Source organism: Aeromonas sp. BIGb0445, assembly GCF_024809075.1.
Lineage (GTDB): Bacteria > Pseudomonadota > Gammaproteobacteria > Enterobacterales > Aeromonadaceae > Aeromonas > Aeromonas rivuli.
In genome coordinates, this window is sequence record NZ_JANUES010000015.1 from 49,390 (window position 1) to 70,513 (window position 21,124).

At 61.8% G+C, this 21,124-nt stretch carries 19 protein-coding genes; 5 read left to right on the forward strand and 14 right to left on the reverse strand.

What is annotated here, in order from left to right:
• Nucleotides 1–519: 519 nt before the first annotated feature.
• From M2367_RS18760 to M2367_RS18770, 3 genes are all read right to left on the reverse strand, one after another.
• Complete coding sequence (locus tag M2367_RS18760) at nucleotides 520–1,770, reverse strand: phospholipase D family protein (protein ID WP_259237811.1); 1,251 nt, start codon at nucleotides 1,768–1,770, stop codon at nucleotides 520–522.
• 192 nt (nucleotides 1,771–1,962) lie between these two features.
• Nucleotides 1,963–3,390 (reverse strand): lytic transglycosylase F, encoded by a 1,428-nt coding sequence (locus tag M2367_RS18765; RefSeq protein ID WP_224431783.1) that lies wholly within the window; start codon nucleotides 3,388–3,390, stop codon nucleotides 1,963–1,965.
• Between the two features lie 119 nt (nucleotides 3,391–3,509).
• Nucleotides 3,510–3,806: a YfcZ/YiiS family protein gene (locus tag M2367_RS18770; RefSeq protein ID WP_042040071.1), complete on the reverse strand. Its 297-nt coding sequence runs from the start codon at nucleotides 3,804–3,806 to the stop codon at nucleotides 3,510–3,512.
• 298 nt (nucleotides 3,807–4,104) lie between these two features.
• Between M2367_RS18770 and M2367_RS18775 the strand changes: the two genes are divergently transcribed.
• Entirely contained in the window at nucleotides 4,105–5,064 is a 960-nt protein-coding gene (locus M2367_RS18775; protein ID WP_224431782.1) for a LysR family transcriptional regulator, read from the forward strand.
• 113 nt (nucleotides 5,065–5,177) lie between these two features.
• Here the strand turns inward: M2367_RS18775 and M2367_RS18780 are convergent, their stop codons facing one another.
• Together M2367_RS18780 and M2367_RS18785 are read right to left on the reverse strand one after the other, a co-directional pair.
• The gene (locus M2367_RS18780) at nucleotides 5,178–5,771 is read right to left on the reverse strand and encodes a YhgN family NAAT transporter (RefSeq protein WP_042040073.1); all 594 of its coding nucleotides are present in this window, start codon (nucleotides 5,769–5,771) and stop codon (nucleotides 5,178–5,180) included.
• 109 nt (nucleotides 5,772–5,880) lie between these two features.
• Entirely contained in the window at nucleotides 5,881–6,126 is a 246-nt protein-coding gene (locus tag M2367_RS18785; protein ID WP_259237817.1) for a YecH family metal-binding protein, read from the reverse strand.
• Between the two features lie 205 nt (nucleotides 6,127–6,331).
• Between M2367_RS18785 and M2367_RS18790 the strand changes: the two genes are divergently transcribed.
• The gene (locus tag M2367_RS18790) at nucleotides 6,332–7,615 is read left to right on the forward strand and encodes a dicarboxylate/amino acid:cation symporter (RefSeq protein ID WP_042040076.1); all 1,284 of its coding nucleotides are present in this window, start codon (nucleotides 6,332–6,334) and stop codon (nucleotides 7,613–7,615) included.
• A gap of 69 nt (nucleotides 7,616–7,684) precedes the next feature.
• Here the strand turns inward: M2367_RS18790 and M2367_RS18795 are convergent, their stop codons facing one another.
• Together M2367_RS18795 and M2367_RS18800 are read right to left on the reverse strand one after the other, a co-directional pair.
• Complete coding sequence (locus M2367_RS18795) at nucleotides 7,685–7,999, reverse strand: DUF2007 domain-containing protein (RefSeq protein WP_259237822.1); 315 nt, start codon at nucleotides 7,997–7,999, stop codon at nucleotides 7,685–7,687.
• 9 nt (nucleotides 8,000–8,008) lie between these two features.
• A complete protein-coding gene (locus tag M2367_RS18800; protein ID WP_259237825.1) occupies nucleotides 8,009–8,911 on the reverse strand; it encodes a LysR family transcriptional regulator in 903 nt (300 codons plus the stop codon).
• A 96-nt stretch (nucleotides 8,912–9,007) separates the two neighbouring features.
• Here M2367_RS18800 and M2367_RS18805 point away from each other — a divergent pair, with 96 nt between their 5' ends.
• Nucleotides 9,008–10,069: an HlyD family secretion protein gene (locus tag M2367_RS18805; RefSeq protein ID WP_259237826.1), complete on the forward strand. Its 1,062-nt coding sequence runs from the start codon at nucleotides 9,008–9,010 to the stop codon at nucleotides 10,067–10,069.
• The gene (locus tag M2367_RS18810) at nucleotides 10,069–11,625 is read left to right on the forward strand and encodes a DHA2 family efflux MFS transporter permease subunit (protein ID WP_259237828.1); all 1,557 of its coding nucleotides are present in this window, start codon (nucleotides 10,069–10,071) and stop codon (nucleotides 11,623–11,625) included. The genes M2367_RS18805 and M2367_RS18810 overlap by 1 nt, the downstream gene beginning before the upstream one ends.
• Before the next feature lie 112 nt (nucleotides 11,626–11,737).
• On the opposite strand, the gene M2367_RS18815 is transcribed toward M2367_RS18810, so the two are convergent.
• Nucleotides 11,738–12,364 (reverse strand): lysoplasmalogenase, encoded by a 627-nt coding sequence (locus M2367_RS18815; protein ID WP_042040083.1) that lies wholly within the window; start codon nucleotides 12,362–12,364, stop codon nucleotides 11,738–11,740.
• A gap of 192 nt (nucleotides 12,365–12,556) precedes the next feature.
• Between M2367_RS18815 and M2367_RS18820 the strand changes: the two genes are divergently transcribed.
• Entirely contained in the window at nucleotides 12,557–12,697 is a 141-nt protein-coding gene (locus M2367_RS18820; protein WP_198135217.1) for a hypothetical protein, read from the forward strand.
• Nucleotides 12,698–12,923: 226 nt separating this feature from the next.
• Here the strand turns inward: M2367_RS18820 and M2367_RS18825 are convergent, their stop codons facing one another.
• The 6 genes from M2367_RS18825 to M2367_RS18850 form a co-directional block, all read right to left on the reverse strand.
• Entirely contained in the window at nucleotides 12,924–15,476 is a 2,553-nt protein-coding gene (locus M2367_RS18825; protein ID WP_259237833.1) for a TRAP transporter permease, read from the reverse strand.
• Nucleotides 15,477–15,597: 121 nt separating this feature from the next.
• On the reverse strand, nucleotides 15,598–16,569 hold the full coding sequence (locus M2367_RS18830) for a TAXI family TRAP transporter solute-binding subunit (protein WP_259237835.1): 972 nt from the start codon (nucleotides 16,567–16,569) through the stop codon (nucleotides 15,598–15,600).
• A gap of 408 nt (nucleotides 16,570–16,977) precedes the next feature.
• The gene (locus M2367_RS18835; protein ID WP_259237837.1) at nucleotides 16,978–19,143 is read right to left on the reverse strand and encodes a S9 family peptidase; all 2,166 of its coding nucleotides are present in this window, start codon (nucleotides 19,141–19,143) and stop codon (nucleotides 16,978–16,980) included.
• Between the two features lie 207 nt (nucleotides 19,144–19,350).
• Nucleotides 19,351–19,794, reverse strand: coding sequence for a DUF411 domain-containing protein (locus M2367_RS18840; protein ID WP_259237838.1), 444 nt, complete (start codon nucleotides 19,792–19,794; stop codon nucleotides 19,351–19,353).
• Between the two features lie 66 nt (nucleotides 19,795–19,860).
• Complete coding sequence (locus tag M2367_RS18845) at nucleotides 19,861–20,184, reverse strand: hypothetical protein (protein ID WP_224432918.1); 324 nt, start codon at nucleotides 20,182–20,184, stop codon at nucleotides 19,861–19,863.
• A 176-nt stretch (nucleotides 20,185–20,360) separates the two neighbouring features.
• Entirely contained in the window at nucleotides 20,361–21,083 is a 723-nt protein-coding gene (locus M2367_RS18850; protein ID WP_259237840.1) for an SDR family oxidoreductase, read from the reverse strand.
• Between the last annotated feature and the right edge of the window lie 41 nt (nucleotides 21,084–21,124).

Genomic DNA, 21,124 nt, shown 5'->3' on the forward strand with positions numbered 1-21,124 from the left:
AGCAGGCCCCAACACGGGGCCTGCTCTTTTTCATGGCATGGATGACTGCCGGGCAGCCTGCCCCCAGCTATCGACGAGAGGCTCAGCTCGGGTCAATGGCCAACGGTGGCGGGAAAGTCCCATAAAAAATGGGGCGACATCTGCATGTCACCCCCTCGCAAATAGCATGTTCCATATTGGAATCCAATTCATCAATCACGCACCTGACTCCCGGGTTTCCGCTCCCTCGAGACGAGTGCCCACAGGAGCGATCCCATGGGTTGAATTGACGTTTCTTCTTCCACAACCCGGCGAACCGGGCTGTTTGTCCTTGCGATTGAAATCTTACTCAGTTCGTCATCGAAAAAACGTTTCGCCAGCGTCCCGCCCCCCCGCATGTCCCCACACTCATCCGCTCCATGTTTTTATTTATGTTTAAAAACAGATGGTTGAAATCTAGCCTATGGCGTTATTGCTGGCTGCCTCGCCAAATGGCTTACAAGGCTTTGCGAGATCTCGCACAAGGGAGGGGCGAAAGCGCTACAGCCAGGGACGCAGCGGCAGCCAATGGCTCAGGCGGGCGATCAGGCGCCGCCACCAGGAGGAGACGGGATCGGGCTCGGCAGTCACCCCTTGCCAATGGGTCAGCCAGGCCTGCAGCTCGGCGCAGAGCGGCCCGCTATTGAGCCGCAGCATCAGTTCGGTGTTGAGGTGAAAGGAGCGTGGATCCAGATTGAAGCTGCCGAGCAGGGCCTCCCGCTCCCCCAGCAAGATCAGCTTGGCATGCAGGCTGAGGCCGCTGCTGGCCGGCAGCTCGGCCAGTCCGATACCCTGGCGCAACAACCAGGGTCTGTGGCGATAATAGGCACCATGCACCAGGGGCACGTCCGTGCTGGCCAGGGAGTTGGTGAGCAGCCTGATGGCGATCCCCTGTCGGCGCAGACGCTGCAATTCACGGCGCAGGCCCCGGGTCAGGATGAGGTAGGGGCTCACCAGTTGCAGCATGCCCTGACACTCCCCCAGCCGTCGCCACAGGTAGCGGGCCGTGCCAGGCCGGGAGACCAGCCCCTTGCCAGGCCGGTCGAACAGCACCTCGGCCCGGCCCGGATGCCAGGTCAGCGGAGCCGGCGCCTCAAACAGATCAGCGGGCAGGTCGTAGATGGCAGCAACGGTGGGCTCGGTGAGGCTGAGCAGGAAATCGTTGATCACTCCCGCCACCATCCGACCGGGACGACGGCGCAGCAAGCGGCGAACAGGTTGGCTCCAGCGGCTACACCAGAACTGATCGAATCCCTGCTCCAGGGACTGGCAGAGGGGGCCCCGGCAGCCAATGTCCAGATCGAGGAAGTGGGGGCCGGCGCCCAGGCCGAAGTAGGCATCGCCGATGTTGCGCCCCCCCAGAATGCCGGTATTGCCATCCACCAGCAGCAGCTTGTTGTGCATGCGGTGGTTGAGGCGACGGAAGCTGAAACAGGCCTCCAGCAGCAGCGCCAATGGCCGCCAGCCCCTCAACCAGAACGGATTGAACAGCCGCACCTCGATGCCGGGCTCGCAGGCCACCATCTCCAGGAAGCGATTCTCCCCGGCGTAGAGATCGTCGATGAGCAGCTGCACGCGCACCCCGCGCCGGGCGGCGCACAGCAACTCGGCCAGCAGCAGCTTGCCGCTGCCATCCTCGGCCCAGCTGTAATACTGGGCCTGGACTCGGCTACGGGCGGCGCGGATCAGGGCCAGACGCTGTTTCAGGGCCAATGACGGCTCGGCCAATAGCACGAATTCCCCTTCCTTCACCCTGCCCCCTCGTCATCGCCTTGTCATGGTCATGGCCCATATAGTGACAGAACTGGTCGCCATAAGGAGCCCCCATGAACCTCAGCCAGCAGGCGTCACATCCTCCCGCTTGTCCGCCCCGCCATCAGCCTGAATGGCCATTGCCTCCCTGGTTCCTCCACCATCCGGATCCGGACCTCAGAGAGACCCGCATCAGTGCTGAGCGGTGGTGGCTTCAATCGCTGCGGCCTTGCCCTCTATCTGGGGCAGGCTGAACCGGTAGGCGACATAGTATTTGTAGATGGTGCCCACATAGTTGATGGGGCCCTGTCCCACCTCCTTGGCCACCAGCTGTTCGACGTTGCCAAACCAGACATCGGGATCCAGTCCCTGGCCTGCGGCCTTGTCCCGCAAGCTCTGCAACCGGTTAGGTCCGGCGTTGTAGGCGGCCAGCGCCAGCAGGTGACGGTTGAGCACATCTATCTTGGGATCCTGGAAATAGGTGTCGAGCAGGAAGCGCAGATAACGGCAGGCTGCCTCCACATTGCCCTCCAGGGTGGCCAGCCTGGCGCCATTGATGCCCACCTCTGCGCCAGCCACGGGCCGCAGTTGCATCAGGCCTATGGCCCCTCCCGGAGAGCGGGCGCCGGGATCCAGGCCAGACTCCTTATAGGCCAGCGCCGCCAGCATCAGCCAGTCCAGCTGATACTGCTTGGCATACTTCTCCAGCACGGTACGAATGCGGGTCAGACGGGAGAGCCGTTCGGTGGCAAGCAGGTTGCTCATGGGATCGCTCTGACTCAGCAGGCGCCGCAGCATGAGATCGCTGTAGAGGCGCCGGCTGTCGGTCTTTGCCAGGTAGCGGTTGGCGGCATCCAGCAGCCCGGTGCTGTGCTTGGGCAGCGCCCAGGCACTCTTGCCGTTGTCACGCAGGGGCACCAGCTTGTGCGCCTTGAGGCCGGGCAACATGTCGAGCCAGATCCGCCCCTTGAAGCTGTCGGTCACCGTCAGCGGCACCAGACCGGCGGCCACCATCTCCAGCAGATCGCCATCCTGCAGGTATTCGGGCACGGTCTCGATATAGACGGGGGGCAGGCCCAGCTCCCGCAGCAGACGATTGAGATGCTGCAGGCTCTCGTAATAGCTTGAGCTTTCGCGCACCCAGATGCGTCTGCCGGAGAGTTGGGTGATGCGGTTGAAGGCGGGCAGATCTTTCTGACTCACCACCCACTCCTCGATGGGCGCTATCACCGGCTGGGTAAAGCTGACCTGTTCCAGGCGCCCCTGGGTCACGGTGAGGTTGGCCGCCACCATGTCGCCACGCCCCTCGGCCAGATAATCGAGCAGCTTGTCCTGGCGCACCGGCACGTAGACCACCTTGAGCTTGATGGGATCCTTGGCCAGATAGGTTTGATTGAGCCAGCGTTCGAAGCCTTGCAGCTGATTGACCAGCACCCCGCGCTCCAGCCCCTTGTCAAAGAAGAAGAAGCCGCGCTCATAGACCACCAGGGCCCGCAACTCCTTGCGCTGCAAGATATTGTCGAGATCCCCTGGCTGAGGGAGCAGGTGCGGCTTGAGATCCGCCGCCAACAGGGGGAGAGAGAATAACCAGGCCAGCAGAGCCCATAACCATAGCCGCATCTATTCGCCTTCCTTGACCGGTGCACGCCGGATGGCCCCAATAATGATGAAAGATAGAACGAGACCCGGGGCAGAGGGGCCGACACGGCAGCATCCCGCTGCCGTGATCGAGGGGCATCCTAGAGTGAACGGGCCCGCAACTCGAAGATCAGCTTCTCGGCGGTGCAGGTAAATTGCAGACGCACCTTGAGCTCGACCCCGTCAGCCACCTGGCTCAGCTCGCAGCTCACGTCCGCCGCTTCGCTCACCTGCCTGGCAAGGGTCTCATAGCTGACCAGCTTGGCACGAGCAGCCTGCTCGGTCGGCGCCGCTATCACCAGATCCAGCACATCATCGCCTTCGCCAATGATGGTACCTATCTCGGCAAAACAGCCGCAGCTGTCACAGGTCTCTTGCACTTTATCTTCTACCGACATGATGACACTCCTACTTCAATAAGATGATTTCAAGCCCGAGGTATCGGGATGTCAGTTGTAACAGACGAGAGGGGATGACGGGTTGGGCGAAATCAAGAGTGAGCCAAATAAGGCGGCAACACCACCAAAAAATACGGCGACCCAGGGCCGCCGTATCAAGTTGGTGCTACTCGTCCCCTCAACCGTCACCTCCTGTGACAGCTAGCCTTCGGCCAGAGACGGGACTCAGGATAGGGGGATGGAGATATGAATACAAATGGTATAAATTCATCTTAGAATTGAGGGAGATTCATAACACATGTTTCTGGAACAGCTGGTCCGCACCGATCTCAACCTGCTCATCATCTTGCAAGTGCTGCTGGAGGAGCGCAACGGTAGCCGCGCCGCCCGTCGCCTGCACCTCAGCCAATCCGCTGTCAGCAAAGCCCTTGGCCGGTTGCGGGACGCCTTCGCCGATCCGCTGTTTATCCGATCCGCCTATGGTCTTGAGCCCACGCCGCGCGCCCTGGCCTTGCAGCAACAGTTACAGCCAATACTGCTCAGTCTGGACACCTTGCTGCAACCGCCCGCGTTCGACCCCTCGAGCTCGGAGCGCGAGTTCGTCATCGCCAGCATGGACAGCGCCTTCACCCTGTTTGCACCTCTCTACTTGCGCGAGCTCAAGCGTCGCGCCCCCAGGGTGCGGTTGCGCTACGAGGAGTGGACGGAGCACAGCCTGACCGAGATGGGTCAGGGCCAGGTCGATCTTGCCATCACGGTACGGGAGAACTGCCTCACCTCCGACTTTCGCCAGGACACCCTGCCCGGCACCATCTGCCAGCGGCTGCTCGCCATCGACAACCTCACCTGCCTGGTGCGGCTCGATCACCAGGCCCTGACCGAGCCCGACTGGGATCTGGCCCGCTACCTCACCTATCCCCATGTGCAAACCTATTGCGAGGGACGGGATCGCTGGATGCTGGATCACAAGCTGGCGGAGCAGGCGTTGCAACGCCGCATAGAGGCCACGGTGCCCTCCTTCGAAGCGGCCCTGCGCATGAGCATGCACTCGGACATGATAGTGACCCTGTCACGCCTCTATGCCCGCCACGCCACCCAGGTCTACCCCTTGACCCAGCTGCCGCTGCCCATCGCCCTGGACAGCATCTCCCATCTGCTGATCTGGCATCAGAGCCACGAGGCCGACCCTGGCCATCGCTGGCTGCGGGAGACCCTGCTCGAGCTGATCCTCGCCGGGTTGGCGGAGGAAGCGGCCTGAGCGCTGGCAAATAATGAGCAAGCCCCTCTCAGCCCGCCACAAACAAGGAGCCCGGCACTGGGCCGGGCTCCGTCTATCGTCCATGGGGTGGCGTACCCGGGCTTAGCTCACCCTTAGCCCACGACCAGCAAGTAGTGATGCACCCCATCGAGCAGCATCTGCACCGCGATCATCACCAGCAGCATGCCCATCAGCCGCTCCACCGCCGTGAGTCCTCGCTCACCCAGCAGCTTGTTGAATACCTCGTAGAACATCAGGATGACGGCGCTCGCCCCCCAGGCCATCAGCAGCGCCAGCGACCAGTCGGTCATGCGACCCGGCGCCTGGTTGGCAAGCAGCAGCAGGGAGGCCAGGATGGATGGCCCCGCAATCATGGGGATCGCCATGGGGACCAGGAAGGGCTCCTCCCCCGCGGCCAACCCGGTCACCCCGCCGGGGCCCGGGAAGATCATCTTGATGGCGATGAGGAAGAGAATGATGCCCCCCGCGATGCTCACCGCCTCCTGACGCAGATTGAGGAAGCTCAGGATCTGCTGACCGGCAAACAGGAAGCCCATCATGATGGCCAGGGAAAACAACAGCTCGCGCATCATCACCTTGCGGCGCCGCTTGGGATCGATATGGCGCAGGATCGAGAGGAACACCGGCAGGTTGCCGAGGGGATCCATGATCAGAAACAGCATGACGGCGGCGGAAAAAGTATCCATAGCGCTTCCAGGGGAACAAGAACGAAGAGAGGGGCGAATATAGCAAAGGGAGGGGGTCTCTGCGAGCCCATGAGCGGGCTCGCAGTCACGCAATCATCGAAGCGGGTTGCTAGCCGTGGCGGCAGATCTTGTCGGCACGGGTCTGAAAACCCTGCTCACTGTCGATGAACTTGCCTCGCTCGCGCAGGAAAGCGATGAGACCATCGGCATCCAGGTCGCTCATGCGGCAAGTGTGGTAACGGGCATCGACACCAAAGCGACTGGCCATTGCCTGCTTGAGGCTCCCTTCGCTGAACGGACCCCCCTCGGACAGCATCATCTCCATCACCGCATGACCATGGATAGACTCGGACATTTTTCACCTCCAAATGACCCTCATGAGCATCCATTACAACCTGCCCCAGGCGGGGACTCCTTGATATATGCCAATAAATGCGCAATTAACCGCACGTCAGGCTGGCCCCGCTGGTCTCTTTGTCGATAATGTGGCAACCGGATGAGGGGATGGCTACACTGGCGCCCTTTTCGCCACCACGACTGAAAATAAGGACATTGGCGTCATGCTGTTCCATGGACGGGCCTTCAAGCCCTGGCGGATCTGGACCCGCCGCCCCCTCTGGCTGAAGACCTTGATCGGCATGCTGACTGGCATCGCCATCGGTCTGGGCTGGAGTGAGCAAGCACTGCTGCTCAAACCCATAGGCACTCTGTTCGTCAACACCATACAGATGCTGATGGTGCCCCTCATTTTCTGCTCCATCATCGCCGGCCTCACCGGCCTGCTCAAGGGCCAGACCCTCGACCGCGTCGGGATGCGCGCCATCGGCTACTACCTCTGCTCCACCGCCCTGGCCATCTGTATCGGCCTGATGATGGGCTGGCTGCTCGAGCCCGGGGTCGGCGCCGATATGGGCCCCTACCAGCGGCCAGCGGCGATCCAGGATCTGACCCTGGCCACGGCGCTGACCCAGCTGGTGCCGCGCAACCCCATCCAGGCCATCGTCGATGGCAAAATACTGCAGGTCATCGTCTTTGCGGTGGCCCTGGCTCTGGCGCTCAATGCCAGCGGTCGCCGTGGTCGTCCGGCCATACGTGCCTTCACCTCCCTGGCCGATGGCATGTTCACCCTGACCCAGATGGTGATGTCCCTCGCCCCTTATGGGGTCTGCGCCCTGATGGCCTGGATGACGGGCAAGTATGGCGGGGCCATCATGCTGCCCCTGTTCAAGGTGATTGGCGCCGTCTATCTCGGCTGCCTGCTGCATGTGCTCGGTGTCTACAGCAGCCTGTTACTGCTGCTGGCACGGCTCAACCCGCTGCACTACTTCAAGAGCATCATCGATGCCCAGGCGGTGGCCTTTACCAGCAGTTCGAGCGAGATCACTCTGCCCATCAGCCAGAGCTGTGCCGAACGCAGGCTGGGGGTGTCGCCCCGTATCGCCGCCAAGGTGCTGCCCATAGGCGCCACCATCAACATGGATGGCACCGCCCTCTATCAGGGGGTCACGGCCCTGTTCGTCGCCCAGGCCTTTGGGGTGGATCTGCACCTGTTTGACTATCTAATCATTATCAGTATCGTCACCCTGGCCAGCATAGGCACCGCCGGCACCCCGGGCACGGGTCTGATGCTGCTGACCCTGACCCTGACTGCGGTGGGCTTGCCTCTGGAAGGGGTGGCGCTGATCGCCGGCATAGATCGCATCCTCGACATGGCCCGTACCACGGTCAACGTCTCGGGCGATCTGCTGGTCTCAGTGTTGATCGGCCGCCGTGAAGATGAGCTGGATCTGGCGATCTACCAGGATCCCAGGGCCGGGGAAGAGAGTGATTTCAGCGCCCGCTGAACCCGGCGCCGGATACCGCCAACCAACAGGGGCCCAATCAAGGGCCCCTGTTTATTGATGGATGCCTCGTCAGGCATCGTGGGGATCATGGTGGCAACGCCAGCAGATCTCGAAGTTGGCCTCGTTTTCCTCCCCGCACTGGCCACAGAGCCAGCCATTGCCCTGCCGCTGCTGGTAGCGCTCTATCACCCGCCCGGCCCGGCTGCGATCCTGCTCGCGTACCAGCAAGGTCACCTGCAACAAGTCCACCGGCAGCTCACCGATGGCCCCGGCCAGCCCCTCACCGCTGAGCCTGGCCGGGATCCCTTCCACTTCCAGCGCCCCCTTGAGGGCATGAGCCTCCAGAGTGTGAGAGGCGCGATACAGATTGAACCAGTTATCCATCTTGCTCCTTCATAACAGCTTGTCGATACCGAATTCTTCCCCGTGTTGCACCATGAAGTCGATGAAGACGCGCAACTTGCGCGGCATCAGCTGACGCTCAGGAAACAGCAGGTAGAGCGAAACTCTGGGTTGGCGCCACTCGGGCAACAGCGACACCAGACTGCCAGCCGCCAGTTCATCCTGACAGAGCATGGCGGGCAGAGAGGCCAGACCGAGCCCCACCTTGGCCGCCTCCCTGGCACAGGTAATATTGTTGACCACGAAGCGGGAGGGCGGATCCACCAGCACCTCCTCCTCCCCACGCTCGAAACTCCAATGGTTGGTGAGAAATCCGCTGCTGACCTTGATCCGCTCATGGTTCGCCAGATCCTCGGGCCGCAGAATGGCCCCATGACTCGCCAGATAAGCGGGACTGGCACAGAGGATCCGCTCCGTGCCCCACAGCCGGCGAGCTGCCAGATTGGAGTCTATCATGTCGCCGACCCGCACCACGGCATCCAGCCCCTCACTGATGGGATCCACCACCCGGTTGGTCAGCTCCAGCTCGACCTTGAGCGCGGGATAAGCCTGCAGAAAGCGGGCAACCATGCGGGCCACCACCATCTGCCCCGTCTCGATGGGCACCGCCAGCTTGAGCACTCCCGTCACCGCCTGCTGGCTGGCACTGAGCATCAGCTCGGCCTGGGCCAGCTCGTTCACCGCCTTGCTGCAGCGCAGGTAATACGCCTCCCCCGCCTCGGTCAGGGTGAGCTGACGGGTAGAGCGATAGAGCAGTCGCACCCCGAGTCGCAGCTCCAGCTCGGCGATGCGACGACTGACGGTCGCCTTGGTCATGCCCAGCTCTTGCGCGGCCGCGGTGAAGGAGCCCTTGTCGACAATCCGCACCAGAATGAGGGCTGCGTTCAAGTCCATTGTTGCACCAGTGAAACTGTATTTCTCATGGAACGATACTAATCGAAACAGTGACAGGATGTTAGCCTGTTCACCTTAAGTTCAGGAATAGACCTCATGAGTCAACAAAAGAAGATCCCCCTGCTGGTCGCCATGGTGCTGCTGCTCCTTGGCCTGCTGTTCGCCCTGTATTGGTACGGTTACGCCCGCTACTTCGAGCGCACCGACAACGCCTATCTGCAGAGCGAGATGACGGGCATTGCCACCAAGCTGCCCGGCTACATCAGCGAGGTGCTGGTCACCGACAACCAGACCGTCAAGGCGGGCCAGCTGATTGCCCGCCTCGATGACAGGGAGTACCGCGCCCAGTTAGCCGAGGCCGAGGCCAACGTCGCCCTCAACCGGGCGGATGCCGCCAATCTGGAGGCCAACCTCATCCAGCAGCACAGCGTGATCCGCCAGGCCGAAGCCAAGGTGAACGAATCCAGGGCCGAGGTGGTGCGGGCCCGGCAACAGGTCAGCCGAATTGGTCGGCTCAACACGGCTCACTACAGCTCCCAGGACAATCTGGATGAAGTGCGCGCCAACTTGCAGGTCAGCCAGGCCCAGCAGCAGGATGCCGAAGCCGGGGTACAAGCGGCGCGGGATCGCCTGGCCGTGCTCACCTCAGAGCGCGATCAGAGGCAGGCGCTGATCGATCTCAGCCTGGCTCAGCTCGCCAAGGCCAAGTTGAATCTGAGTTACACCGAGCTCAAGGCCCCCGCCGACGGGGTCATCGGCAGGCGCAGTCTGCGCGAGGGGCTCTATGTTCAGTCCGGCATGCAGATAGCCAGCCTGGTGCCCCTGAGCGGAGTCTGGGTCGAAGCCAACTTCAAGGAGACCCAGCTCGCCAACATGGTGCCTGGCCAGAAGGTGGAACTGATCCTCGATGCCTATCCGGACCAGCCGGTCGAGGGGATCATCGACAGCCTCTCCCCGGCCACCGGGGCCAAGTTCGCCCTGCTGCCGCCGGAGAACGCCACCGGCAACTTCACCAAGATAGTGCAGCGGGTACCGGTCAAGATCCGCATCCCGGCGCCGGGTGCCCTGACCGGCAAGCTGCTGCCCGGTCTCTCCACCGAGGTGATAGTGGATACCCGCAGCCCCGGTGACACCGAGTCCCAGCTGGCCGCCCACTGATGGAAGCCGTACCGCGTCGCAACTGGATCGCCGTCATGGGGGGCCTCATTGGCGCCTTCATGGCCATCCTCGATATCCAGATCACCAATGCCTCCCTCAAGGACATTCAGGGGGCCCTCTCGGCCACCCTGAGCGAGAGTTCCTGGATCTCTACCTCCTATCTGGTGGCGGAGATGATCGCCATACCGCTCAGCGGCTGGCTCAGCCGCGGCCTGAGTGTGCGCCGCTATCTGCTGTGGACCACCGGGGCCTTCATCTTCTCCTCCGTGCTCTGCTCGTTCAGCTGGAACCTCACCAGCATGATAGTGTTTCGCGCCATGCAGGGCTTCACCGGCGGCGCCCTCATTCCCATGGCCTTCTCGCTGATCATCAGCCTGCTGCCACTGCACAAGCGGGCCACCGGCATGGCGCTGTTTGGCCTCTGTGCCACCTTCGCCCCCGCCATAGGCCCAACCCTGGGGGGCTGGCTGACCGAGCAGCTCTCCTGGCACTACATCTTCTACCTCAACGTGCCGCCCGGTTTGCTGGTGATGGCCATGCTGGCCCATGGTCTGGACAGAAAAGCCATCGACTGGACCATCATGCGTCAGGTCGATCTGGTGGGCATCCTCACCATGGCCGTGGGACTCGGCCTGCTGGAAGTGGTGTTGGAAGAGGGCAACAGGGAGGACTGGTTCGGCTCTAGCTTCATCGTCAAGCTCACCCTCATCTCCGTGGTGGCGCTGATCTTCTTCGTGATGAGTCAGCTGCTGCGCCGCCACCCTCTGGTCAACCTGCGGCTGCTGCACAACCCGCGCTTCGCCCTGGCCTGCTTCGCCTATTTGGTGCTGGGTATGGCGCTGATGGGATCCATCTATGTGCTGCCGCTCTATATGGCCCAGATCCACAATTACAATGCCCTGGAGATTGGCGAGGTACTGATGTGGATGGGGCTGCCCCAGCTGCTGGTGCTGCCTCTGGTACCCAAGCTCATCCAGAAGATAGACCCGCGCTATCTGGTCAGCTTTGGCTTCCTCATCTTCGGTCTGAGTTGCTTCATGAACGTCAACATGAGCGCCGACTACGCCGGGCCCCAGCTGATCCAGTCCTTGATAGTGCGGGCGCTGGGTCAGCCTTTCGTCATGGTGCCCCTCTCCCTGATCGCCACCGCCAGCCTGACCCAGGATGAGATCCCCTCCTCCTCCACCCTGCTCAACGTGCTGCGCAACCTGGGGGGCGCCTTCGGCATCGCCATCATCGCCACCCTGCTCGACAACGACACCCGTGTGCATGTCAGCCAGATCACCAGCACCCTGGCCGCCAGCAGCATCGAGGGGCAGGCCTATCTGATGAACCTGGCCAGCGCCATGCAGGCCCAGGGCAGCGACCCCGCCATCGCCTATCAACAGGCCCAGGCCAGACTGGCTGGCACCATAGAGCGGGATGCCGCCATCATGGCCTACAACAAGGTGTTCTATGTGATGGGCATCTTCCTGCTCATCGCCAGCGCCCTCGTCTTGTTCCTCAAATCCCCCGCCCCCAGGGCGAGCAATGCCGAACCCCTGGAGGCGCATTGACGAGAAGAGAGAGCCTGAAGCCTGCACAGGCGATACACCGCCGTGCATTAACGACAGAGGGGCCCTTGGGGCCCCTTCTGCTATGTGCTGTGATAATGCGTGGATGGCTGGCTTAACTCGCCAGAGAAGCGGCAATCAGGAACTGGGCGGCAAAATAGCTGCTCATCACCCAGGCACTGGCATGGGGGAAGGGGCGGCGGAAGCGGTTGAGAGCCAGCAGAGCATCGGAGCAGAGGAACAAGAGTGCGCCGACCAAAGCGGCGGCACTGCCCGCCGTGAGAGAGGCGCGCCAGGCGGCGGCCGCGACCCAGACCAGACCTATCATCATCAGGGTGTAGCAGAGCATGGGCCAGCGCATCGACCCGAGGTGAGGGCGCAGCAAGCCGAAATAGAGCCCGGCCACCAGGATCAGCAGCAGGCCATCCACCAGGTTGAGCACCAGTGGCCCCTGAGCCAGCCCGACGATGTAACAGAGGTGTGCGACAAGAAATGCCGCCAACCCCTGCAAGAAACGATCGACCGGCAACATCAGCATGACGTCGCCAAGCAGGGAGAGACAGAGGCCGAGCAGGATCCAGGCGTGGGAGCCATTTTGATCGTCCCCGTGATAACCGAACGCCAGGGCCACGATCAACAGCATGGTCAGCGGCTTGCTCAGGTAGAACTGACGGGTATCTGTGCCGTAGGCGGCCTTGATATGCCACCAGGCGGACGCGATGATCAACACACTCAACCACATGCCGGATACCTCTTCCCCATGACGATGCTTGCCTGGCGAAGTGAAGACCCAGTGCCGCGCTAGGGTAGCAAATTCCCGCTCTCGGGGGCAGGGGTGAGACACGAATGAGCTGGCTACGCCTAAAGTCTAATTGCCCTCTCCCCTGCCGATCAGGCATAAGGGTGTCTCTGGAGGAACACCATGGAAGAGCCAATGAAAAACTATCTGCCCGCCATCGATATCATGATGTGCCACCTCGGCATCAGCTTCGAGCAAGCCTGTGAGCAGCTCGGCCTGACTCTGACCGAGCAGCAGACCCTGAGCTCAATGCAGAGCCGGGAGCTGCAGGACTGATGTTCCTGCCCTGTCCTGGAGAACCCAGGAGATGAATGCGACAAGGCGCCCGCGGGCGCCTTGTCCTTTCTGGCAAATCACTCGGGCCCTCACCTTCGCAATCCCTCATTCACCCCCTCGGGCCCCCGCTCCCCGTCACCCCCCTTGTCGCCATGGCCACAGCGCCATGCCCCATAAAAAAAACGGCGCCGAAGCGCCGTTATCATGATGGGGGTTGCTGCCTTGTTCAGACGGCCTTTTGCCGTCTGCGTTGCAGCATCACTATCAGGCCAAACAGCAGGAAACCTGGCAGCCACATCAGCTCCTTGCGCCAGCCTTCGGTCGGGGCACTGACGGCGACTATCTGCTGATCAAACTGCAGATTGGCATCGGCCGCCGGGCTGCCGAAGGCCACGTTGTCGATCAGCGTCTTGCCGTCCTGTTCATAGAGACTCAGCCCCAGCTTGGCCAGGCGCTCCTCGCCGGTGGCGCCCTGCGGCACCCCCAGCAGCAGGCTGTACTCTCTGTGCTTGCCGACCGCATCTTCCCCGGCGATACGCAGCCGCAGTGTGCTTTCGGCCGCCACGTCACCCAGGGTCTGGGTCAGCTGGGCCGGCGGCGTATCACGGTAGGGGTTATGCACCATGTCCATCCAGAAGCCGGGGCGGAACAGGGTAAAGGCTACCAGCAGCAGGGCCAGGCTCTCGTACCAGCGGCTCTTGACCAGGAAGTAACCCTGGGTCGCCGCGGCGAAGATGAGCATGGCGATGGTCGCCACCACGAAGATCAGCACCCCGTGGCTGAAGTCGACATCGATCAGCAGCAGATCCGTGTTGAAGATGAACAGGAAGGGCAGCGCCGCGGTGCGCAGGCTGTAGTAGAAGGCCGTGATCCCGGTCTTGATGGGATCGCCCTTGGAGACGGCCGCCGCCGCGAAGGAGGCCAGCCCCACCGGCGGGGTCACGTCCGCCATGATGCCGAAATAGAACACGAACAGGTGCACAGCGATGAGCGGCACTATCAGGCCGTTCTGCTGTCCGAGCGTCACCACCACGGGCGCCAGCAGGCTGGAGACCACTATGTAGTTGGCGGTGGTGGGTAGCCCCATACCGAGGATCAGGCTGAGCACGGCGGTCAGGATCAGCATCAGCAGCAGGTTGCCCATGGAGAGCACCTCCACCAGATCCGCCAGTACCAGGCCAACCCCGGTCTGGGAGACGGCACCCACTATGATGCCGGCCGTCGCCGTCGCGATGCCGATGCCAATCATGTTGCGGGCACCGGCGATCAGCCCCTCCCGCAGATCCACGACCCCATCCTGGACGCTGCCGTAGTCATGCTTGCCATCGGTGCGCAGCCAGTTGAGCAGTGGCCGCTGGGTGAGCAGTATGATCACCAGCATGACGGTGCCCCAGAAGGCGGACAGACCCGGCGAGAGCCGCTCTATCATCAGACACCACACCAGCACCACCACGGGCAGCAGGAAGTGCAGGCCGGAGAGCAGCACGGCGCGGGTCTGGGGCAGTTCGGTCAGGGGTTTGTCCGGATCTTCGGCCGGCAGGGGTTCATTGCTGGCGGCAATCTTGAGCAGACCCACATAGGCCAGTGCCAGCAGCAGACTGACCCCCTCGAGGGCATAGTCACCCAGGGCAGGTTTGAGCCAGCCCAGACCATAGTAGACCGCGAGCGACAAGCCGCTGATCAGGACGGTACCAAAGGCAAAACCGGTCAGGCGACGCAACCAGGTCTTGGGCTGCTGGCCACCGATAGGCTCCATGCCCAGCTTGAGCGCTTCCAGATGCACGATGTAGAGCAGCGCTATGTAGGAGATGGCTGCCGGCAGGAAGGCGTGCTTGATGATCTCCACATAAGGAATGCCTACGTACTCGACCATGAGGAAGGCCGCGGCCCCCATCACGGGCGGCATGATCTGGCCATTGACCGAGGAAGCGACCTCCACGGCCCCCGCCTTCTCCGCACTGAAGCCGACTCGCTTCATCATGGGGATGGTGAAGGTGCCGGTGGTGACCACGTTGGCGATGGAGGAGCCGGAGATGAGCCCGGTCAGGCCCGAGGCAACCACCGCCGCCTTGGCGGGGCCGCCGCGCAGGTGGCCGAGCATGCTGAAGGCGAGCTGGATGAAATAGTGACCGGCACCGGCTCGCTCGAGCAGGGCACCGAACAACACGAACAGGAACACGAAACTGGTGGAGACACCCAGGGCGATGCCGAATACCCCCTCAGTGGTGATCCACTGGTGGTTGGCCAGGGCGGTGAAGCTGACCCCGCGGTGGGCAAGCAAGCCCGGCATATAGGGGCCGGCCAGGCTGTAAATCAGGAAGACCAGCGCAATCACGGCCAGAGCCGGGCCCAGGGCGCGGCGAGCGGCTTCCAGCAAGAGCGGAATGCCGATACAGGCGGTGATCAGATCTGCCGTGGTGAGATTGCCAGGGCGCTGGGCCAGGTCCTGATACATCACAAACAGGTAGGAGGCGGCGCAGGCGGCAATGATGCCAAGCACTATGTCCGCGACCGGCACTCTCTCTCTGGGGGAGCTGCGAAAAGCCGGAAACACCAGATAGGCCAGCAGCAGTGCAAACGTCAGGTGAATGGCGCGAGTCTCGGTGTCATTCAGGACGCCGAAGCCGACCAGAAAAGGCAAGGGGGACGCTATCCAGAGCTGGAACAGCGACCAGGCCAGGGCCAGGGTAGTGATGAGCCAGCCCATGGGACCTATGGGCAGACGAGCCCCTACGTCCTGGGCGATGAGTTCTTCGGTAGAGAGTTGTTTTTCTTGCATAGGGTGTGTTTTTGCCAAGGGTTACAACAAGAGCAACACTCGTCAGCCCGCTGGTAAACCAGGCGCTGACGAGTGTCGATGTACAACTACAGTGACCCGGCAGGGTCCCTAATCACCGCAATTACAGCCAGCCACGCTCTTTGTAATAGCGAACTGCGCCTTCATGCAGCGGAGCAGACAGACCGACCTTGATCATGTCTTTCTCGTTCAGGTCGGCAAAAGCCGGGTGCAGGCGCTTGAAGCGGTCCAGGTTGTCAAACACGGACTTGACCAGCTGGTAGACCACTTCAGGATCGGCCTTGGCACTGGTAGAGAGCACGGCTTTGCCACCGATGGACGGGGTCGGCTTGTCGTTACCCTTGTAGAGACCACCGGGGATCTCGGCCTTGGTGTAGTAGCTCTTCTCGGCCAGCAGCTTGTCGATGTCAGCGCCGCTCACCGGTACCAGTACGGCATCGGTGGTGGTGGTCGCTTCCTGGATGGCACCGTTCGGGTGGCCCACAAAGTAGCTCATGGCGTCGATGTTGTTGTCGCCAAGGGCAGAGGCCTGCTCGGCGGGTTTCAACTCGGAGACCAGGCTGAAGGCAGACTTGTCCCAGCCCTTGACGGCCATGATCTCTTCCATAGTGTCACGCTGGCCGGAACCCGGGTTGCCGATGTTGACGCGCTTGCCTTTCAGATCGTCGAAGCTGGCAATCTTGGCGTCACGGCGGGCGAGAATGGTGAACACTTCGCTCTGCAGGGAGAAGACGGCGCGGATGTCATCCATGGCACCTTCGGCCTGGAAGGGGGGCAGACCTTTCATCGCCTTGTACTGGTGATCAGACTGCATGATGCCGAAGTTGAACTCACCGCTGCGAATACCGTTGACGTTAGCGACACCGCCGCCGCTGGCCGGGGCGTTGCACTTGATGTTGTGCTCGGCGGCGCCGCGGTTCAGGAAGCGGCAGATTGACTGACCCGCCACATAGTAGACGCCGGTCTGGCCGCCGGTGCCTATGGTCACGAAACGCTCTTGCGCCTGCACGGCACCACCGAAAGAGGCAGCAGCCAGCACGGCAGACATGGCGCACGCCAAGGATAATCCTTTCATGTTTTCCATCCTTTTTTTCATTGGTTTTTACATCACCCGACTCCCGGGTGAAATCAAAGGAGCGGCCCTCAGCACCAGGCTGGTCCGTCTCGACCCCGATTAGGAGATGGCGTCTGCCAGGCATGGCAGCACCAAGATTGTCGCAACCCTGCGAATAGACGCCAGCATCCTGCCGACCGAAGACGATTTACCTGTTTTATCAAGCAAATCAAAAATAACGCACTCAGATTTTAACCACACACCGTCAACATAAATCAAACAGGAGTGCAAAAATGGCGCTAGAAATAGCGTAATTTATGACAGAAGTCATCCTATTCTCTCGCTCAGTAGCGAACTTGGGATTCCCATGAGTCATAAAAATTAACAACTGTCGCGGCCCGACCCAATAGGGCCGCGACTGGCTATCCCTTAGCCCGGCTTGACGGTTTCCGGCTGAGACAGTTGCAGCAGGAAGGCAAACTCCAGGGCGATGTCCTCATAGGCTTTGAAACGACCGGATTTTCCACCATGGCCCGCCTCCATGTCGGTATGGAGCAGCAACTCGTTATGATCCGTCTTCATTTCCCGCAGCTTGGCCACCCACTTGGCGGGCTCCCAGTACTGTACCTGGGAGTCGTGCAGACCCGTGGTAACCAGCAGGTTGGGATAGGCCTGTGCCTTGACCTGATCGTAGGGGCTGTAGTCGAGCATGTAGTCGTAGTAGCGCTTCTTGTTGGGGTTGCCCCACTCGTCATACTCCCCGGTGGTGAGCGGGATGGATTCGTCGAGCATGGTGGTCACCACATCGACGAAGGGCACCTGGGCCACCACGCCGTGATAGAGCTCGGGCGCCTGATTGATGACGGCCCCCATCAGCAAGCCGCCTGCGCTGCCGCCCATGGCGTAGACCTGATCCTTGGCACCATAACCCTGCTCCACCAGCGCCTTGGTGACATCGATGAAGTCGTGGAAGCTGTTCTGTTTGTTGAGCAGCTTGCCATCCTCGTACCACTGGCGGCCCAGCTCCTCACCGCCCCGCACGTGGGCGATGGCGTAGACGAAGCCGCGATCCAGCAAAGAGAGCCGCGCCGAGCTGAAATCGGGATCCATGCTGGCGCCATAGGAGCCGTAGCCGTAGACCAGCAAGGGGGCCTTGCCCGCCTTGAACAGATCCGTGCGATAGACCAGGGAGACAGGTACCTTGACGCCGTCCCTGGCCTGCACCCAGAGCCGCTCGCTCTGGTAACGCTCTGCCTTGAAGCCCGCCACCGCCTGCTGCTTGAGCAGGGTACGCTTGCCGTTTGCCATGTTGAGCTCATAGGTGGAGGTCGGCGTGGTCATGGAGCTGTAGCCATAACGCAGCAGTTCGGTGTCCGGCTCCGGATTGTAAGAGAGGCCGGTGACATAGGCGGGATCGTCGAAGCTGATCTCCTTCTGCTCGCCGCTCTGCCAGTTGATCTGACGCAGTCGGGTCAGCCCCTGGCTACGCTCCTCCACCACCAGCCACTGCTTGAACAGGGCATAACCCTCGAGCAGCACATCCGCTTGCGGTGCCACCACGGGACGCCAGCGATCGACCGGGCTCTCCTTGGTTTCGTAGAGGCCGAAGTTCTTGCCGTCCTTGTTGGAGCGCACATAGAAGCGGCCCCGGTAATGATCCAGCGTGTATTCATGATCCGGCTGGCGCTTGAGGAAGAGCCGTGGCGCCTGCTGCGGATGCTCGGCATCGATGAGCCAGGCCTCGTCCGTGGTGGTGCTGGACAGAGAGATGACGATGAAGTCTTCCGAGGTGGTGGCCCCGATGCTGACGTAGAAGGTGTCATCCTTCTCCTCATAGACCAGCTGATCCTTGGCGGGATCCGAGCCCAGGGTATGGCGGTAAACCTGATAGGGCAGCAGGGTCTGCGGGTGCTTGCGCACATAGAAGAGCGTCTTGTTGTCCGCGGCCCAGACGATGTTGCCCGAGGTGTTGTCCAGCTTGTCGCTGGCCCACTGACCACTGTTCAAATCCAGGAATTGCACCTGATATTGGCGACGGGAGAGATAATCTTCCGCCACCGCCAGCCAGCGATTGTCCTGACTCACTTCCAGGGCCCCCAACTCGTAGAAATCATGGCCCTCGGCGCGCTCATTGCTGTCGAGCAGGGTCACCCTCTCCCCCTTCTCCACTCCCTGACGGGTATAGATGCCGTACTCCTTGCCCGGCTCATAGCGAGTCTGATAGCGATAGCCATTCTTGACATAGGGAACAGAGGCATCCTGCTGGGGAATGCGCGCCACCATCTCCTGGTAGAGCTGGGCCCGCAGGGGGGCACTCGGCGCCAGCCGCGCCGCCGTATAGGCATTCTCGGCATTGAGATAGGCCAGCACGGCCGGATCCTTGCGATCGTCATCGCGCAGCCAATAGTAGTTATCGGTGCGGCTCTGCCCGTGCTTCTTGAGGATCTTGGGGTGTTTGGCAGCCAGAGGCGGCTGGGGGGCGGCATCTGTCATCGGCGCGTCTTTCATCGGCATGGGGGACTCATCATTGGCATATGAAGCTGTGCCTGCGGCCAGCGCAGACAGCAACAGGAGGCAGCGAGAAAAGCTGAACATGTCGCATCCTTTGCGATTTATTTAAGGGTTAACACGGGGGACTGACGCCCCCTTAATCGGTCATCAATCTGCCCCTTGTGACGCCCGGTTGCAAGAGGCACCCATGAAAAAGGCCGTTCTGCGAAGAGAACGGCCTGATCCAGGTCCTGGGTGAGGCAAGATTCGCTCAGGTGTGCCTCACATGGGGGAAATCCTCACCCAGAGCCATTAGCCCGGGTAGCTGGCCCAGAGTGCGGTCTGACCCGCCTCATCGATGGCCAGCACCTGATAAGGCTGACCCGGGATATCCATGCCGGGGGCACTCTGCGGCATGCCAGGGACAGTCAATCCCCGGATGGCCGGTTTCTGTTCCAGCATGCGCTGCACGTCGGCGGCCGGCACATGACCTTCCACCACATATCCACCCACCAGGGCGGTATGGCAGGAGGCCAGCTGCGGCGTCACCCCATGTTGCTGCTTGAGGGGGGCTAGCTGCTCGGTGTCGACCACCTTGAGCTCGAAACCACTCTCCTGCATGTGCTTGACCCACTGCTCGCAGCAGCCGCAATACTGGGACTTGTAGACCGTCATCTGCTCGGCGGCCAGGGTAGACAGGCTGGTGAGACCCGCCATCAGCGCCAACCACAGGGCTGGGATCTTGTGTGTAGACATAACGACCTCGACTGATGTTATTTCAGCTGAATGGAAACAAAGGACCCCGGCTGGGGTTAACCATCATCAGGTCGCAGTGCGAGGTGGGCGTTCGAGTCGCGCCAGCGGCGGCGAAGGCATATAAAGGGAAGGCGCAATGAATTCGGGGTCGGCCGGACTCAACTCGGCCAGGGTCAGGCTGTCGCTACTGACCAGGCTCATGGCCAGTACGGCGGTGAAGCTGCCGCAGGGCATGGCTTTCTCCAGGCTGCGCTCGGCTTCACTGCAATGGGGCGTCAGGGTACAGAGATCCGCGGCGGCCCGGCTGCCAAACGACATCAACACCAGCAGCAGACCCCAGAGGGGCAGCCAGCGGCGGGCATGGTCGAATTGGCGAGGGGTCAGCAGCATGGTGCGGGTCAAGGTACGCTCTGGGAAAACAGGCCATCATGCTAACCCGCCCCCCTGGGGTAAGGTCAAGGGTGCCGGCGGGGCAACCCTTGATCGGGATCAGCTTGATGGCCGATCCGCTTGCTCGACGAGCGGTGCCTGTCGGTCACTGCGAGGCAGCTGGCCCTTCGCACCACTCAAGGCTGCTGACGGGTGGCGGCCAGCACTATCTCGCGCACGCAGACACCGGCGGGCTGACGCCAGGCATAGAGCACGGCCTCGGCGATCACCTCGGGGGCGATGACGCCACCCATGCTCTCCTTCCAGCCGTGATAACCGGCCTTGATGTCTTCATCCGTGGTGTGGCTGAGCAGCTCGGTCTCGACCGCCCCCGGCGCTATGGTCACCAGGCGCACCCCCAGATCGGCCACCTCTTCGCGGATATTTTCGGTCAGGGCATGTACCGCAAACTTGGTGGCGCAATAGGCTGCATGGTTGGGGAAGGTCTTGCGTCCCGCAATCGAACTGATGTTGATGATGGTGCCACTGCGCCGCGCCTTCATCCCGGCCAGCACCGCATGAATGCCATTGAGCACCCCCATCACATTGATGTTGAGCATCTGCTGCCACTCGGCGGGATCCTGGGCATCGGCCTGGCCGAGCAGCATGACGCCAGCATTGTTGACCAGACAGCCCACCGGGCCGAAGCGCGCCTCGGCCTGAACGATGGCGGCTTTAAATGCGGCACTGTCCGTCACATCGAGGGAGAGGCAGAGGCAATCGGGTAAATCGAGCGCCACCATGGGCTCGACCCGGCGGGCCAGCAGCAACAAGGGATGACCGGCCGCCGAGAAGGCGCGGGCAATGGCGGCACCTATGCCTGCGGAGGCACCGGTCACGACGACAAGGGAGTTGGACATGGTATTTTCCTTACCTTGATGGAAGAGAGGGGCTGGTCAGC